Below are 15,910 nucleotides of genomic sequence, written 5' to 3'. Positions count from 1 at the left end.
TCGGGCACCCCCTAGGACAGGTGCCCCACGTCGTTCCAGATCTCGATCGCCGGTTCCCCGTAGGCCCAGCCCAGCACGGACAGCGACGTCGGGTTCAGCCGTATCCGGGCCGCGAAGCCGACCGGGAGGCCGAGCCACCGCGCCCCGATGGAGCGCAGGATGTGCCCGTGGGCGAAGACCAGGACATCGCGGTCCGCGGAGCGTGCCCAGGAGACCACCTCGTCGGCCCGGGCCGTGACCTCGGCGAGCGACTCCCCGTCCGGGACACCGTCGCGCCAGATCAGCCAGCCGGGCCGGACGGCCTGGATGTCCGCGGGGGTCATGCCCTCGTACGCCCCGTAGTCCCATTCCAGCAGCGCGTCCCAGGTCCGGGCACGGTCGCCGAAACCGGCCAGCTCGCAGGTCTCACGCGCGCGTGCCAGCGGGCTGGTGCGCACCTCGACCCCGGCCAGACCCTCGTACGGTGCCCGGTGCAGGCGCTCGCCGAGCAGCTTGGCGCCGCGCCGGCCCTCCTCCAGGAGCGGCACGTCGGTCCTGCCCGTGTGCTTGCCGGACAGGGACCACTCGGTCTGTCCGTGGCGGGCCAGCAGGATGCGCGCGGCCATGAGGCACCTTTCCGGAAAAGGAACGCAAGGGGAACTCCTCCATCATCGCGCACGCCCGCTGCGGGCAACCCGGGGGGCGATCTCTGCGTCTTCGAGGTCCGGAGGCGCCCCCCGTGGCGGGCGCGCACACCGTAAAGTGGCACGGCCGACCGGGCTACACATGAGACTGAAGGGGGAGGACGATCGGATGCCGCACACCGAGACACCGGGCACCGAGGCGGCCCCCGCGCCCAGGCTGCGCTGGTGGACCGAGCTGCCGCTGATCCTGGTGGTGTACGCGTTTTACTCGGCCGGCCGGCTCCTCGCCCGCGGTGACGTCTCCGGCGCGGTCGACCACGGTCTGACGATCCTGCGCTTCGAGAAGGCGCTGTACCTCAACTTCGAGCACCCGCTCAACCGCCTCTTCACACGCGAGGCGTGGATAGGCATACCCGCCGACTTCTGGTACGCCTCGCTGCACTACCTGGTCACACCGGCCGTCCTGGTGTGGCTCTTCCGCTCCCGCGCCGTGCGCTACCGCGCCGCGCGCACCTGGCTGATGACGTCCACCCTCATCGGCCTGATCGGCTTCACGCTGCTGCCGACCTGTCCGCCCCGGCTCCTCGACGCGAGCCACGGCTTCGTGGACACGATGGCGCAGTACAGCTCGTACGGCTGGTGGGGCGGCGCGGCGAGCGCGCCGCGCGGCATGGGGGACATGACCAACCAGTACGCTGCCATGCCGAGTCTGCACGTGGGCTGGGCCCTATGGTGCGGGGTGATGCTGTGGCGTCACGGCGGTACGCGTCTGACGAAGGCGGCCGGTGTCGCCTACCCGCTGATCACCACGATCGTGGTCATGGGCACCGCCAACCACTACTTCCTCGACGCGGTCGCGGGCGCGGCCGTCATGGGCGTCGGACTGCTGCTGGCACCCCTCGTGATGCGCGGCGCGGACCGGATCAAGGCACGGTTCGTGCCGTCTGCCGCACCGGTCACGGCGGACTCCTCCACCGCGGGTTCCTCGATTGTCAGTGCCGGATGCCAGACTTCCGCGGGTGAGCGAATTCCACGGCAGCGCGAGTCGGTCGGAGCGGGAGCCGAGCCGGGTGCCTCTCCCAAGGACGCGGGGGACGGCGCTCCGGCACCGGCTCGCTGAGCTGCGCGGCCCCGACGTACCCGCGAAGGCGCTGGACGCGCGCGCCCTGGCCGCACTGGCCGCCAACCCCGGTTGTGCACGGCGCGCGATCCTCGACGGCGCCGGTGTGAACAAGGCGGCGCTGGCGAGCGCACTGGGCTCGCCGTCCGCCTTCGGGCAGTCCCAGTTCGCGCTCACCAGAGGCAACGCCTTCGAGGCGAAGGTCAAGGCCGACGGCGGCGCGGAGCTGCTGCGACTGGTGCACGAGAAGCTCGACCGGTCCGCCGAGCCGCCCGCACGGGCGCGCGTGCCGGACCTGACGGCGAGCGGCCCCCAGGGGCGCACGGCCCGTACGGCGCTGGAACTGCGGGAGGCCGCCGCGCACCCGGGCGCGTGGACGCTGCTCGACCATCCGATGCTCTCCCTGGACGTGGCGGGCTCCCCCGCCTTCCTGGAGCCCGACGCGGTGGTGGTACATCCGGACGGCAGCTGGACGGTGGTGGAGATCAAGTCGTTCCCGCTGCTGGACGGTTCGGCGGACCCCGCGAAGGTCGGGGCGGCGGCCCGGCAGGCGGCGGTGTACGTGCTGGCACTGGAGGAGGTCGCGGCACGTCTCGGCGCGGAACCGGAGGGGCGCGCCGGTGTCGAAGGGTCGAGCACGGCCGCCCTCTCGGCACCGGCTGACGTGCCCCGGAGGCGGAGCGCCCCGGACGGGGCCACGGCGGCCCCGCGCGTGCGGCACCGGATCCTGCTGGTCTGCCCGCGGGACTTCTCCAACCTGCCGGCCGCGTCCGCCGTCGACATCCGCAAGCAACGGGCGGTGACGGCCCGCCAGCTGGCCCGGCTGACCCGTATCGAGGAGATCGCCGACGCGCTCCCCGAGGGCACGTGCTTCTCGCCCGAGCTTCCCGCACCGGACCTGTCGGCGGCCGTGGAGTCGGTCCCGGCGACGTACGCGCCCGAGTGCCTGTCCGCGTGCGAGCTGGCCTTCCACTGCCGGGCCCGGTCCCGCCGGGAGGGCGCGGTGACCACGCTCGGGCGTCCCGTCCGGGCGGAGCTGGGCGGTCTGACGACCGTGGAGGACGTCCTCGCGGCCGCGCGCGGCGAGGCGGGCGATCCCGACGACCCGGCCGTGGCGGCCCTGCGACGGGCGGCCGCCCTGCGCGCCGAGGCGCTGGAGGCGGCGTGTCGCTGATTGCCACCCTGGCCCGCCTGGAAGCCGTCAGCGCCGGCCGTGCCCAGCCCGCCGCCACCGTCCGGCACCGTCATCTCGGCGAGCGCCCCCTGGTGTTCGTGCCGCTGACCACCGCCGGTGAGGCCGGTGCCCCGCTCGGCGCGCTGGTGGGCACCGACCGGGACGCGCCGCGCCTGCTGGCCGTCCCGCAGCCCCGCGACCGCGACCTCAGGTTCGCGTTCCTGACCGAGCTGGCCGACATCGTGCTGCCGTACGTCGACGCCTACGCCGAAGCCGTGGAGGCCGCCGAGCGCACCGAGACCGACCCGGAGACCGGCAAGCGCGTCAAGGTCGAGGTCGACCTGTGCGCGGACGCGCCCCAGCTGATCGTGCCGAGCCGCGCGGGCATCGACCTCGTGCGGCTGCTCGGGCGCTCGATGCGGTTCCGGCGCACGGCGGAGCAGGATCCGGAGGCCCCCTATCCGGCGCCGCCCCGGGTGCCGCTGCTCGGGCGGTGGCTGACGCACTTCGGGGAGCGGGCCCGGGTGCCCGGCTCCTCGCTGCTGCTGGCGATGACCGACGTGCTGGGCCGGCACTGGGTGACCGGGCAGTCCTCCCTGGAGGACCAGCACCTGGGGGCGCTGCTCGCCTGGATCGACCCGCCGGAGGGTGTCACCGGCGCGGAGGCCGCGCTGCGCGCCGAGCTGGAGCGGGACGCGTGGGGCCAGCTGATCTGCCCGCCGGCCGGCCCGGCCACCGACCCGGCGTTCGACAACAAGTTGCTCGCCCCGGCCATCGAGCGCTACGACCGTGCCCGCACCGCCCTCGCCGCCGCCGGAGACGGTCTGGAGGCCGACGACCGGCTCGGGGCGCTGACCGCCGCCGAGCGGGAGATCCGCGACCTGGTGCTCAGCCGCACCCGCCCCACCTGGGACGCGGTCTGGCGCGGCCTCGACCTGCTGCGGGAGCTGCCCGAGGGGACGCGGGTCGAGGAGCGGTGGACCCGCGACCGCTGGTCGTTCACCGGCCACCGCGACCGCGTCCTGGCCGGCGAGCCCCCGCAGCCGCGCCGCGACGACGCCGTCACCGCGGCGAACAAGCTCGCCACGCGCGAGCGCGAACAGGCCCGGCTGGAAGCGCAGGAGGCCCTCGACGACCCGCTGGTGATGGCGGGCCGCCGGCTGGCCGGGGAGGCGTTCGCGGGTGAGGTCACCGACGTCGTGATGGCGTACAGCGAGGGCAAGCGCCCCAGCCCGCGCCCCTTGGTCACGGTGCGCACGGACGACCGGCCGCATCTCGGCGAGCGGACGAAGGTGTACCGGTCGCTGGGCGGGAAGCCGCAGTCGGCGGAGTTCGTCGCGGCCGAGGAGGACGGGGCGTACGTGGTGCTGCGGGTCCTCGACAAGATGGGCCGCGGAAAGGAGCCCGAGCCGGGTTCGGTGCCGGAGAAGGGCGACCGGGTCTGCTACACGCTCTTCGAGCACGAGCAGCGGGGCGGCGCGAAGCTGCCCGACCCGGACCGAACGCCGTGGACGCACGGCGGGCCGCCCGGTGAGGCGACCTTGGAGGCCGCCGACCCGGTGACCGAGGAGGATGTGCTGTGACCACGGTGTTCGATCCCTCGGCCGCCGCGGCGCAGGCGACCGACGCGATCCTGCGCGACACGCTGCGGGGCACCGCGCGCGGTGTCGTCGTGGACTCCCCGCCGGGCGCTGGCAAGTCCACGCTGGTGGTCCGCGCGGCCCTGGAACTGGCCGAGGCGGGCCACCCGTTGATGGTGGTCGCCCAGACCAACGCCCAGGTGGACGACCTGGTCCTGCGGCTCGCCGAGAAGAACCCCGAGCTGCCGGTGGGCCGGCTGCACAGCAGCGACTCCGACCCGTACGACAAGGCGCTCGACGACCTGCCGAACGTGCGCAAGTCGGCCAAGGCGGCCGACCTCGCCGGAGTGGGCGTGGTGATCTCGACGGCCGCGAAGTGGGCGCACGTGAAGGTCGACGAACCGTGGCGGCACGCGATCGTCGACGAGGCGTACCAGATGCGCTCGGACGCGCTGCTCGCGGTGGCCGGGCTGTTCGAGCGGGCGCTGTTTGTGGGCGACCCGGGGCAGCTGGATCCGTTCGCGATCGTGGGCAGCGAACAGTGGGCGGGCCTGACGTACGACCCGTCGGCCTCGGCGGTGACGACCCTGCTGGCGCACAACCCGGACCTTCCGCAGCACCGGCTGCCGGTTTCCTGGCGGCTCCCGGCCTCCGCGGCGCCCCTGGTCTCGGACGCGTTCTACCCGTACACGCCGTTCCGCAGCGGCACCGGCCACGGTGACCGGACACTGGCCTTCGGGGTGCCGTCGGACGGCTCGGGCCCCGACCGGGTGATCGACGAGGCGGCCCGGTCGGGCTGGGGCCTGCTGGAACTGCCCGCCCGGCACACCCCGCGCACGGACCCGGAGGCGGTGCGGGCGGTGGCCGCGGTCGTACGGCGCCTGCTGGACCGGGCCGGCGCGGCGACCTCGGAGCGCTCTCCCCTTCCCTCTGCGCTGACCTCCGACCGGATCGCCGTCGGCACGGCCCACCGGGACCAGGCGGCCGCGGTCCGCGCGGCCCTGGCCGGCCTCGGTGTCACCGACGTGGTCGTGGACACGGCCAACCGGCTGCAGGGCCGTGAGTACGACGTGACGGTGGTCCTCCACCCCCTGTCCGGCCGCCCCGACGCCACGGCGTTCCACCTGGAAACCGGCCGCCTCTGCGTCCTGGCCTCCCGCCACCGGCACGCCTGCATCGTGGTCTGCCGAGCGGGGGTGACCGACCTGCTGGACGACTATCCGTCGACGGAGCCGGTGCAGCTGGGGACGGTGGTGAAGTTCCCGGACGGCTGGGAGGCCAATCACGCGGTGCTCGCGCATCTGGCGGAGCACCGCGTGGTGTGGCGCCCGTGACCGGCGCCGGCGAACACCTTCGGCGTGGCCGGACATCGTCTGTCCCGGGAGCCGTGACGAGCACCGGGTGGTGGGGCGGCCGTACCACTACCGCGATGCCCACTTGCGCGCCCGCGAGACAATGGACGGTGGCCCGCTCCACCAGGAGGGTCAGCGCGACGTACGAGGAGGAGAAGACATGGCGGAGCCCACGCCGCGTCGGAACGAACCGCGGCTACGCCCCGCGCCCCTGCTCTTCGAGCCCGCGGAGGCGGCCTCCGACCCTGAGCACTTCTTCGACCTCGAGTCGATCGACGACCCCCGGGCCCTGCTGGCCCGGGCGACGGAGCTGACGCTGGCGTTCCGGGCCGCGGCGGACCGGGCCGTGGAGTTTCAGGCGATGGCGGCGGCGCAGCTGGCCGACCCGCGCAGGTTCGACCGGCTGACGACCGCGGACATCGCCGAGCGGGCCGAGTGGACCGAGGACTACGCCAAGAAGATGGTCGAGTTCGGGCGGGACCTGATGCGGGGCGACGCCGAGGGCCGGGGACCCGGCGAGACCGCCTGAGACCCGGCCCTCCCCGATCCCATGGCATATGCCAGGCGGGCAAGATACCCCTCCCCGCCCCCTCCTGTCCCGATTTCCCGCAACCCATGGAAACCGGGTGCTCACGGCGGGTAGACCTGGATGCCATGAGCAGCGCATGGAACGCCTCCGATGTCACCCCGGCCGGGGCCGCCTGGCTCGCCTCGGCAGGAACGTATCCGCGAAGCACGCTCGCCCTCTGGGTGGAGCGGCCGGACGCGCCGGTCGTCCTGCCCTGCGGCTCGGTCTTCGACGTGGTCAGCGCACCGGCGATGTTCGGCCGGCGGATGCTCGACCGGCTGTGGGACGACGGGCCCGGCTCGGGGCCGGTCGCGGAGTTCCGGGGCCGGATGCTGCTCTTCGCCGCCCCGGGGACGGCTCAGCGGCTCCCCGCGCTGCTGGAGTGGGAGGAGTGGGGCGCGAGGGACCGTCGGGAGGCCCACCGCACGGACGCGGTGCCGCCGCTGCTGTGCCACGGCATCGGCGACGCGGTGACCGTCCCGGCCCCGTCTCAGAGCGCCTCCACCCCCGGCCCGGCGCCCGCCGCCCGCACCGGGTCGGGGTCCGGCGGGGCCACCATCCCGTCCCGCTCCGGCTCCCGCTGGCTCGTCGCCCCGGACACCCGTCAGCCCTGGCTCCCCGGTCCCGAGGTAGTGCTCTGGGCGGCCGTCCGGGCGGCCCGCTCCGCCGTGCGGATTTCGATTTTTCCTCCCGCCGACCAGGATGCTAAGGTCTACGACGTCAGCAGGCGCCGCTAGCTCAGTTGGTTAGAGCAGCTGACTCTTAATCAGCGGGTCCGGGGTTCGAGTCCCTGGCGGCGCACTGTGCCGGTGGCGGCTTGTGTTCACGGACAACGTGAACACAAGCCGCCACCGTCGTTTGTGCGCGGCTTCGCCGCGCGCCATGGGGCTGCGCCACCCACGCCCCCGCCTCCCGGCGTCGCGCCGCCGCCCCCTCAACGCCCCACCGCGATCTTCACGGTCCAGGACCCCGACGCCGTACGCCCCTCCACCTCGACCCGCACCTCCTCGCCCGGCACCGTGAAGCTCTCCCCGATGCCGATCGGCGCGTCCGCGAGGGGTGGGTAGACGGAGTCCTCCCAGCAGGCCTCGGTGCGGGGGTGGGCGTCGATCACCTCGATGGGTCCGCCCCCGGACTGCGCTCCGCCCCGCACCCGGTACACGAGCACCCCTTGCCGGCAGGCGGCCACGTCATTGCCCACGGGCCCCCGCGCCTCGAACGCGAGCACGCTGTCGGGTCCTGTCCGCACCACCGCCAGCTTGGTGCCCCGCCCGAGACCGAAGGCCTGCGCGCCCGCGGTCCCGGTCATCGGCCCTCCGGGACCCGCCGCCAGCGGTTCCAGGGTCAGCCGGGTGGGCCCGGCGTCCTGCACGCACCGCACCTGCCGCGGATTCAGCCAGCCCAGCTTCCACTTGTGCCAGGCGAAGAGGTCGGGAGCGAGTCCGAACTGGCTGCCCATCAGGTCCCAGTCGCCGACGTGTGTGTCCCAGTCGCCTTTGCCGTCCACGGGCCGGTGATACAGGTCGGGCAGGTCGAACACGTGCCCCGTCTCGTGGGCGAGGACCAGTCGGTCCGGCGGGTGCTGTTCGAACACCGTGACGATCCGGCGCAGGTCGGTGCCGTCGGCCCGCAGCGGGCTGGTCAGGTTCACCACCTTGGTCGCGTCGGAGTCCACGCCGGGCGCGTCCGGGTCGGCCACGAAGTACACGACGTCGTAGCGCGAGAAGTCCACCTGCGGGTCGGCCGCGGAGAGGGCGTCCCGCAGGTACGCGGCCCGGCGCCCGGGGCTCCAGTCGCGCCGTATGTCGTAGGCGGTGGACGGCTGCGGCATCCCGATCCAGTGCCGCAGCGCATGCGGGCGCAGGGTGAAGCGGCCGTAGGAGGCGCGTTCGAAGAAGCGGGTGGTGGCCGGGAAGTGGTCGGCGGTCAGCTCCCGCGGGGTGGTCAGCGGGTGGGAGTCCGGGAAGGACAGGAAGACCATGACCGCGTCCAGGGTCCTGGCCGGGCGCGGATAGGCCGCGTTCCAGGTGTCCAGGCCCTCCGAGTGGTGGGCGTCGGTGCGCGTCAGGGCGCAGGGCGCGGGCGCGTCGGCCCCGGCGGCCGCGGGTCCGGCGCCCAGGGAGGTGGCGGCGAGCGCGGACATGGTGGTGAACACGGCCGCGGTGCTGCGCAGTCGGGCGCGCGGAAACGGACGCGGCACGGGTACCTCCGAGTGCGGTTCGCGGGACACCGCACCCAGCCTGTGATGATTTGTCCTACCGCGCCCTGTTCGCCTGCACCGGTCGGGTGAACGGGGCGAAAAATCACGGAAGCCGACACCCCCGAAGCACTCACAGAACGTCACAACTGGTCGGGGCCGTGAAGGAGCCGTCCAGAGGCGCGCAGAAACGATCTGGCAGAAGGGCCGGTTGGCCGGGAAGGCTGAACACCGGCTGGAAGGCCCTGGGGCCAGCCTCTATGATCGGCACACTTTCCTGACCTTTCCTGCACGGACAGAGATCGAATACATGCGGGAGCGAGCGGTGAGCGGAACCTCCGAAGGGCCGGCGCCCGCGGCAGACCTGGACCGGCCGGTCGTCACAGAGAGTGAGATCGACACGTCCCCCCGTACCGAGCCCCCGTCCCGGCAGCCCTATCGCTCCGTCTTCACGGCCGCCCCGCTCGCCATGGCCGTGGTGGACCGCGAGGGCTCGGTCGTCAGTGCCAACGACGCGCTCGCCGCGCTGCTCGGCGGCACCCCGGACGAGCTCGCCGGGTCCGTCGCCGCCGACCTGGTCGACCTGACCTCCGACGCCCGCACCTGGCACGCCTACCGCGAGGTGCTGCGTGGTCGGCAGTCACGGCTGCGCTGCGCGCGCCGGCTCAAGCACCCCGACGGGCACTCGCTGTGGGTGCAGGTGACGATCGCCCCGCTGCCCGCCGAGGACAGCGGTGTGCTGCTGTCCGTCGCCGACATCAGTGCCCGGCGGGAACTCCAGGCCCGGCTGCGGCACTTGCAGATGCACGACCCGGTGACCCGGCTGCCCAACCGCACGCTGTTCTTCGAGCGGCTCTCTGCGGCCCTGGAGGCGGAGTCGTACGAGCAGAGCGGTACGGGCCGGATCGGGCTGTGCTACCTGGACCTGGACGGCTTCAAGGCCATCAACGACACCCTCGGCCACGGTGTCGGCGACCGGCTGCTGGCCGCCGTCGCCGAGCGCCTGACGCGCTGCGCGGACGAGGCCGGCCACTCGCGGACCAGCATCCCGCTGGTGGCCCGGCTCGGCGGTGACGAGTTCGCGCTGCTCGTCGAGGACTCCACGGGCACCGAACAGCTGGCCGAACTGGCCGAGTCGGCGCTGCGGGCGGTCCAGGACCCGTTCGACATCTCCGGCCAGCGCCTGTCGGTCTCGGCGTCGATCGGTGTCGTCGAGCGGCACGCGGCGGGCACCACCCCCACCGCGCTGATGCAGGCGGCGGACACGACGCTCTACTGGGCGAAGGCCGACGGCAAGGCCCGCTGGACGCTGTTCGACCCGGAGCGCAACGCCCACCGCATGACCCGCCAGGCCCTCGCCTCCACACTCCGCCCGGCCATCGACCGGGGTGAGTTCCGGCTGGAGTACCAGCCGCTGGTGGGCATGGAGGACGACCGGCTGCACGGGGTCGAGGCGCTCATCCGCTGGAATCATCCTCAGTTCGGCGTACTGACGCCGAATCGGTTCATCGGACTCGCGGAGGAGGACGGCTCGATCGTCCCGCTGGGCCGCTGGGTGCTGCGCACGGCCTGCAAGCAGGCCCGCCGGTGGCAGCTGGACCACCCGGACGAACCGCCGATCTTCGTCAGCGTGAACGTGGCGGTGCGCCAGGTCTGGGACTCCGACCTGGTGGCGGACGTCGCGGAGACCCTGGCCGAGACGGGACTCGCACCGCATCTGCTCCAGCTGGAGCTGACCGAGTCGGCGGTGATGGGCTCGGCGGGCCGCCCGCTGCAGACCCTGAAGGCCCTCAGCGACATGGGTGTCCGCATCGCCATCGACGACTTCGGCACCGGCTACTCGAACCTCGCCTACCTGAGCCGGCTGCCGGTGTCGGTGCTGAAGCTCGACGGATCGTTCGTGCGCGGCTTCCAGTACGACGACCGCGAGGCGGCCGCCCGCGCCAACCCGGCCGACGAGGTCGTCGTCGAGGCGATGATCCAGCTCGCGCACCGGCTCGGGCTGACCGTCACCGCCGAGTGCGTGGAGACCTCGGCCCAGGCGACCCGACTGCGCCGCATCGGCTGCGACACCGGACAGGGCTGGCTCTACTCCCGTCCGGTGCCGCCGGATCGTATCTCCGAGCTGCTGGGCACGCCGGATGTTCAGGCGGGCGTCGGCAACCCGTAGGCGTCCGCGATGAGTTCGTAGGAACGGACGCGGACGTCTCCGCCGTGCGCGTTCGCCGTGATCATCAACTCGTCGGCGCCGGTGCGCTTGGCGAGGTCGTCCAGGCCGGAGCGGACCTCGTCGGGGGTGCCGTGGATGACGTTGGCGTTCCAGGAGTCGACGAAGTCGCGCTCCATGGGGCTGAACTCGTGGGCCTCCGCCTCCTCCGGACTGGGCACGAGGCCGGGGCGCCCGGTGCGCAGCCGGACCATGCTCAGGGCGGCGGTCCGCACCTGCCGGCGGGCCTCGCGCTCCTCGTCGGCGGCGAGGGCGGAGACGCCGACGAGGGCGTACGGCTCGTCGAGCACGGCGGACGGCTGGAAGGACTCGCGGTACAGGTCGAGCGCAGGAATGGTGTTCTGCGCCGAGAAGTGGTGCGCGAAGGCGAAGGGCAGCCCGAGGACGCCGGCCAGGCGGGCGCTGAAGCCGGAGGAGCCGAGCAGCCAGATCGGCGGGCGGTGCGGGGACTGGACGCCGCCGGGGGACGTGGCCTGGACCGGGCCGGGAACCGCGTGGATGCGGCGGTAGGGGTGCCCGTCGGGGAAGTCGTCGTCGAGGAACCGGGTCAGCTCGGCGAGCTGCTGCGGGAAGTCGTCGGCGCCCTCGTTGAGCCGTTCGGTGCGGCGCAGGGCCGCGGCCGTGGCGCCGTCCGTGCCCGGAGCGCGGCCGAGGCCGAGGTCGACCCGGCCTGGGGCCATGGCCTCCAGCGTCCCGAACTGCTCGGCGATCACCAGCGGGGCGTGGTTGGGCAGCATGACACCGCCCGAGCCGAGCCGGATGCGGTCGGTGTGCGCGGCGAGGTGGGCCAGGATCACGGCCGGGGACGAGGAGGCCACGCCCGGCATGGAGTGGTGCTCGGCGACCCAGTACCGGTGGAAGCCGCGGTTCTCCGCGAGGCGGGCCAGGTCGACGCTGGTGCGCAGGGCGTCGGAGGCGGTGCGGCCGGCCCCCACGGTGACCAGGTCCAGTACGGAGAGGGGGACGGGGGCGCTGCCCTGTGCTGCGCCGCGAATCTCGTCTGCCGCCACGGTGGGGTGCCTCCTGCTGTGGGCCGTGTGCTGTCGTTCCGGCTCCAACAGGGGACTGTCTCCGGTTATTCCGGGCCACTGCTCCCGGGCGTCAGGCGGCCCGCTCCCAGTCGCCGCGCACACTGCCCTGCGGGGGCGGCGGGCGGTGGGCCTTCTCGCGAGCCCTCAGGACGGTCCACGCGAGGGTGCTCGCGCCGACGAGCCACCAGGGCACCGGCCACACGACGCCCCACCAGTCGGCCCGGGGATCGAGGAAGGCGTCCGCGGCGGCCGAGGCCATGGCCGCGGCCAGACTCCAGCACAGCAGGCGACCGGACAGCTGGACAGCGCTTGCGGAGAATCTGAACGGGCCCGTTTCGGCCATCGGGGAGTCCTTCACGGCACGACTGGCTGCGGACGTGGCCAGTGTGCACGGGATGGACCACGAAAGGGGAACGCGCTTTCGGTCAACCCAAGCGCCCTCTGATGCGCCGGAGTTGAGCATTCCTCAGCTCCGGGTGGCACGTTGGAGCACCTATGCCCCGCTTCGCCCCGTAGAAGGGGTAGGACCGATTCCGGCCCGTATGGAGCGCGTGTTCGAGGGCATGGCGCCTTTCAGCCCGTGCGCCGGGGGCACCCGGGCTCCATGACGAACGGGGGGAGGTCTCACGGCGGAGGGGGCGCGACGCGTACGGCGCCCCCGGCGTACCGGGTGGCACGAGCGACCGCATGCCTCAAGGCGGCGTTCACGGTGGCCGTCGGCATGAATCTGGCCGAGGCCCTGTGGGACCCTGGCGGAATCGCCTGGCGAGCGGCCCGGTCGGCCGCAGGCATGATCTTCGCCGTCGCCCTCGTCACCTACGTCGTGCTGCGTGTGCTGCGGTGGCGTCGCACGAGGACCGGGCGTCCATGAGCAGGAACAGGCCCGGTCTGCGCGACCGTCGGCGGGCCGCCTGCGCGGCGGGCCTCTTCGGAGCGGTGGTCGCCGGGCCGCAGAGGTTGTTCGACTCGGGTGTCGGATGGGATTTCCTTGTGGCCTCGGCGGTCGGGGCGGTCGGGGCGGTCGCCGGCGGAGCCGTCGGCTTCGCCTTCCCCGCCGTCCTTCCGCGTCGCCGCCGGGAGCGGCCCGCCGTCCCGCCACCGCCGTACCCCCCGCCCCCACCACCGGAACGAAGGGGATGAGCCATGCCGGAAGTGCCGACTCATGCCGATGTCACCTGGGCCTACAAGGGGTTGGGAGGGATGCCCGACTGGGTGTCGGTCGCGATCATCGTGCTCGTCTGCGTGTGGATGGTCGTCGCTGCGAAGCGGCGTGATCGGTCGTAGTGCTGCGCGCCGCCCTCGGCGGTGTCGTCGCGGGCGGCGCGGGTCCTGACCGTCGGCCTCAGACCTGGACGAGCGGCTCCCTCGTGAAGAGTGCGCCCAGCTCCGGGGCGTTCACCCGCCGGTCCGCCAGGCGCAGGCCCTCCCAGACCGTGACCTGGTTGGCGGTGAGGACCGGCTTGCCGAGTTCCTTCTCCAGGGCCGGGATGTGGGCCGCCGTGTGGAGGGCCGTGTCGGGCAGGAGGAGGGCCTCCGCGTCGGGGTGGTCGGAGTCCCGGGCCAGGGCGAGGAGTTCCGTCTCGCCCCACGTGCCGACCTCGGCGGCCGTGATGATGCCGGAGCTGCTGACCGAGACGACCTCCACGCCGGCCGAGCGGAGGAACTCGCTGAAGAGCCGGGCCACGTCCTCGGGATAGGTCGCTCCGACGGCGACCCGCCGCACCCCCAGCTCCCGCACCGCGTGCGCGAACGCGAAGGACGTGGAGGAGGCGGGCATGCCGGCCGTCTGAGCCAGGGCGCGGACCTGCTCCTGCGCGCCGTCCCAGCCGTAGACGAAGCTGCCGCTCGTGCAGGCCCACACCACGGCGTCCGCACCGGCGTGCCGCAGTTCCTGCACGCCCGCCGCCAGCCGGCCGGCGGCGCCCATCTCGAGCAGCGCGTCCACCCGGTGCGCGTCCTCGCCGATGTCGGTGTGCACCAGGTCCACCCGGATGTCGCTGCCCAGCAACTGCTCGATGCGCGGATAGTCGTCCTCGGCGGAGTGGCCCGGGTAGAGAAATCCCAGCGCTGTCATGTCCAGCCTTCCTGCTGCTGCTCTTCTTCCGGCAGTACGGGACCGGGGTCCGCCCCCGGTGCTACGGGACCGGAACGCGCCGCCGGATTGATCAGCGCTTGGTACGGCCCCACCGCACGGGTACCCAGTCGGCGCAGTGCCGCCCACATCGTCACTTGGTTGGCCGAGATCACGGGGATGCGCAGCTCGGCCTCCAGCTGCGGGATCACGTCGTAGGTGGGCAGGTTGGTGCAGCTGATGAACAGCGCGTCGGCGTCGTCCCGGACGGCCTGCCGCGCCATGTCCACCACCTCCCGGTAGGGGACCTTCCAGATGTGCCGGGTCAGCCCCATGAAGGCGCAGCCCGAGATCGTGACGCCGGCCTGGGCGACGTACTCCTCCAGGGACTGCGTGACCGAGAGCGTGTACGGGGTCACCAGGGCCACCCGCCGTACGTCCAGCTCGACCAGGGCCTCCAGCAGCGCGCCGGAGGTGGTGACGGCCGGTACGGCACCGGCCCGGCTCATCGCCTCGCACATCGCCCGCTCGCCCATCATGCCGCCGACGAAGCTGCCCGACGTACAGGCGTAGGCCACCACCTCGGGGGCGATCGCGGTGAGCGTGCGGACCGCCTCGCCCAGCGTCTCGTGCTCGCTGACCATGCGGGCCAGGTCGAGACTCACCTCGACCGGCACGAACGGGGTGCGGGTCATGTGGAGGCAGACCTCGTCCGGCACCCAGCGCCACAGCTCACGGTCGAGGGCGAAGTCGAAGGGGGCGACCACGCCGACCCCACGCTGCGGGCGGGGCCCGTCGAGAAAGGAGACGTCCATGGCAGCCACCGGCCTCACGCTGGGCAACGAGTGTGCAACGGATCGTGGGAACGCCCGTGTTGACGACGGTAGGTTCGGGTGCGAGCGTGGTCAATCCGCCCGGATCGCTCCTTGGTCGACACCGGGTCAACCCGTCGTCACAGGCGGCCGCGTCACGGCCGTCCGCCCCCGCCGAACGGCTGGAGAAACGGCTGCTCATGCCCACCCCCACCCTCCTCGTCCTGGACGCCGAACCCCTCCCCCGCCTCGGGCGTCTCACCGGTCGCGCCCGTATCGAGCACACCGACGCGGCGCATCTCGCCGAGCGCCTCCCGCGTGCGGATGTACTCCTGGTGTGGGACTTCACCTCGCGCGCCGTACGGGACGCGTGGCCGGGCGAGGGTCCGCGGCCGCGCTGGGTGCACACGGCGAGCGCCGGTGTGGACCATCTGATGTGCCCGGAGCTCGCCGCCTCGGACACGGTGGTGACGAACGCGCGCGGCGTCTTCGACCAGCCGATCGCCGAGTACGTCGCCGCGCTCGTGCTGGCCATGGCCAAGGACCTGCCGAGGACGCTGGAACTCCAGCGGGAGCGGACCTGGCGGCACCGCGAGTCGCACAAGATCGCCGGAAGCCGGGCCGTCGTGGTCGGTTCCGGGCCGATCGGCCGGGCGATCGCGGGCACGCTGGGGGCGCTGGACATCACGACCGCGCTCGTGGGCCGTACCGCGCGCTCCGGCGTGCACGGCCCACAGGACCTGGACCGGCTGCTGGCACGCGCCGACTGGGTGATCGCGGCGGCACCGCTCACGGACGAGACGCGGGGGATGTTCGACGCCCGCCGCTTCGGCCTGATGCAGCCGTCCGCCCGGTTCGTCAACATCGGCCGCGGGCAGCTCGTCGTCGAGGACGCCCTCGCCGAGGCCCTGGCCAAACGCTGGATCGCGGGCGCGGCCCTGGACGTCTTCGAGGCCGAACCCCTGCCCGGCGACAGCGCGTTGTGGCAGGCCCCGGGACTGATCGTGTCCCCGCACATGAGCGGCGACACCGTCGGCTGGCGCGATGAACTCGGCGCGCAATTCGTGAAGTTGTACGAACGGTGGGCGGCCGGGGAGCCACTGGGGAACGTGGTCGACAAGCAGCGTGGGTACGTACCTGGTCACTGACGTTCCT

General features: G+C 73.2%; 16 protein-coding genes and 1 tRNA gene. 11 read left to right on the top strand and 6 right to left on the bottom strand.

Annotation, left to right across the window (positions count from 1 at the left end):
- Positions 1-11: 11 nt before the first annotated feature.
- A complete protein-coding gene (locus tag ACIQHQ_RS01015) occupies positions 12-605 on the bottom strand; it encodes a histidine phosphatase family protein (protein WP_402608810.1) in 594 nt (197 codons plus the stop codon).
- Positions 606-792: 187 nt separating this feature from the next.
- Here ACIQHQ_RS01015 and ACIQHQ_RS01010 point away from each other — a divergent pair, with 187 nt between their 5' ends.
- From ACIQHQ_RS01010 to ACIQHQ_RS00980, 7 genes are all read left to right on the top strand, one after another.
- Positions 793-1,743: a phosphatase PAP2 family protein gene (locus ACIQHQ_RS01010; RefSeq protein WP_402608808.1), complete on the top strand. Its 951-nt coding sequence runs from the start codon at positions 793-795 to the stop codon at positions 1,741-1,743.
- Positions 1,694-2,917 carry a hypothetical protein gene (locus ACIQHQ_RS01005; protein WP_402608806.1) on the top strand — a complete coding sequence of 408 codons (1,224 nt, stop codon included), beginning with the start codon at positions 1,694-1,696 and terminating at the stop codon, positions 2,915-2,917. Before ACIQHQ_RS01010 ends, ACIQHQ_RS01005 begins: the two co-directional genes overlap by 50 nt.
- The gene (locus tag ACIQHQ_RS01000) at positions 2,908-4,500 is read left to right on the top strand and encodes a hypothetical protein (protein ID WP_402608804.1); all 1,593 of its coding nucleotides are present in this window, start codon (positions 2,908-2,910) and stop codon (positions 4,498-4,500) included. Before ACIQHQ_RS01005 ends, ACIQHQ_RS01000 begins: the two co-directional genes overlap by 10 nt.
- Positions 4,497-5,831: an AAA domain-containing protein gene (locus ACIQHQ_RS00995; protein ID WP_402608802.1), complete on the top strand. Its 1,335-nt coding sequence runs from the start codon at positions 4,497-4,499 to the stop codon at positions 5,829-5,831. Before ACIQHQ_RS01000 ends, ACIQHQ_RS00995 begins: the two co-directional genes overlap by 4 nt.
- Before the next feature lie 178 nt (positions 5,832-6,009).
- Positions 6,010-6,378 (top strand): hypothetical protein, encoded by a 369-nt coding sequence (locus ACIQHQ_RS00990; RefSeq protein ID WP_107455154.1) that lies wholly within the window; start codon positions 6,010-6,012, stop codon positions 6,376-6,378.
- A 125-nt stretch (positions 6,379-6,503) separates the two neighbouring features.
- Positions 6,504-7,154 (top strand): bifunctional DNA primase/polymerase, encoded by a 651-nt coding sequence (locus ACIQHQ_RS00985; protein ID WP_402608800.1) that lies wholly within the window; start codon positions 6,504-6,506, stop codon positions 7,152-7,154.
- Positions 7,145-7,218: transfer RNA gene (locus tag ACIQHQ_RS00980), tRNA-Lys, on the top strand. Before ACIQHQ_RS00985 ends, ACIQHQ_RS00980 begins: the two co-directional genes overlap by 10 nt.
- Before the next feature lie 133 nt (positions 7,219-7,351).
- Here ACIQHQ_RS00980 and ACIQHQ_RS00975 read toward each other — a convergent pair.
- Positions 7,352-8,617, bottom strand: coding sequence for a M6 family metalloprotease domain-containing protein (locus tag ACIQHQ_RS00975; RefSeq protein WP_402608798.1), 1,266 nt, complete (start codon positions 8,615-8,617; stop codon positions 7,352-7,354).
- A gap of 307 nt (positions 8,618-8,924) precedes the next feature.
- On the opposite strand from ACIQHQ_RS00975, the gene ACIQHQ_RS00970 reads away from it, so the two are divergent.
- Complete coding sequence (locus ACIQHQ_RS00970; RefSeq protein WP_402608796.1) at positions 8,925-10,784, top strand: putative bifunctional diguanylate cyclase/phosphodiesterase; 1,860 nt, start codon at positions 8,925-8,927, stop codon at positions 10,782-10,784.
- On the opposite strand, the gene ACIQHQ_RS00965 is transcribed toward ACIQHQ_RS00970, so the two are convergent.
- Positions 10,760-11,851, bottom strand: a complete 1,092-nt coding sequence (locus ACIQHQ_RS00965; protein WP_402608794.1) for an LLM class flavin-dependent oxidoreductase — start codon at positions 11,849-11,851, stop codon at positions 10,760-10,762. The two genes, ACIQHQ_RS00970 and ACIQHQ_RS00965, sit on opposite strands and share 25 nt — an antisense overlap.
- 91 nt (positions 11,852-11,942) lie before the next feature.
- Positions 11,943-12,215: a hypothetical protein gene (locus ACIQHQ_RS00960; RefSeq protein WP_402608792.1), complete on the bottom strand. Its 273-nt coding sequence runs from the start codon at positions 12,213-12,215 to the stop codon at positions 11,943-11,945.
- A gap of 327 nt (positions 12,216-12,542) precedes the next feature.
- On the opposite strand from ACIQHQ_RS00960, the gene ACIQHQ_RS00955 reads away from it, so the two are divergent.
- On the top strand, positions 12,543-12,743 hold the full coding sequence (locus ACIQHQ_RS00955; RefSeq protein WP_402608790.1) for a hypothetical protein: 201 nt from the start codon (positions 12,543-12,545) through the stop codon (positions 12,741-12,743).
- Between the two features lie 272 nt (positions 12,744-13,015).
- Positions 13,016-13,156 carry a hypothetical protein gene (locus ACIQHQ_RS00950; protein ID WP_402608788.1) on the top strand — a complete coding sequence of 47 codons (141 nt, stop codon included), beginning with the start codon at positions 13,016-13,018 and terminating at the stop codon, positions 13,154-13,156.
- A 58-nt stretch (positions 13,157-13,214) separates the two neighbouring features.
- Here ACIQHQ_RS00950 and ACIQHQ_RS00945 read toward each other — a convergent pair whose 3' ends face one another.
- Positions 13,215-13,946 carry an aspartate/glutamate racemase family protein gene (locus tag ACIQHQ_RS00945; RefSeq protein WP_402608786.1) on the bottom strand — a complete coding sequence of 244 codons (732 nt, stop codon included), beginning with the start codon at positions 13,944-13,946 and terminating at the stop codon, positions 13,215-13,217.
- Complete coding sequence (locus ACIQHQ_RS00940) at positions 13,943-14,758, bottom strand: aspartate/glutamate racemase family protein (RefSeq protein ID WP_402610588.1); 816 nt, start codon at positions 14,756-14,758, stop codon at positions 13,943-13,945. The genes ACIQHQ_RS00945 and ACIQHQ_RS00940 overlap by 4 nt, the downstream gene beginning before the upstream one ends.
- A 197-nt stretch (positions 14,759-14,955) precedes the next feature.
- On the opposite strand from ACIQHQ_RS00940, the gene ACIQHQ_RS00935 reads away from it, so the two are divergent.
- Positions 14,956-15,903: a D-2-hydroxyacid dehydrogenase gene (locus tag ACIQHQ_RS00935; RefSeq protein ID WP_402608784.1), complete on the top strand. Its 948-nt coding sequence runs from the start codon at positions 14,956-14,958 to the stop codon at positions 15,901-15,903.
- The last annotated feature ends 7 nt before the right edge of the window (positions 15,904-15,910 follow it).

The organism is Streptomyces sp. NPDC092370 (genome assembly GCF_044755265.1).
Lineage (GTDB): Bacteria > Actinomycetota > Actinomycetes > Streptomycetales > Streptomycetaceae > Streptomyces.
This window is presented reverse-complemented; position numbering and strand designations above follow the sequence as displayed.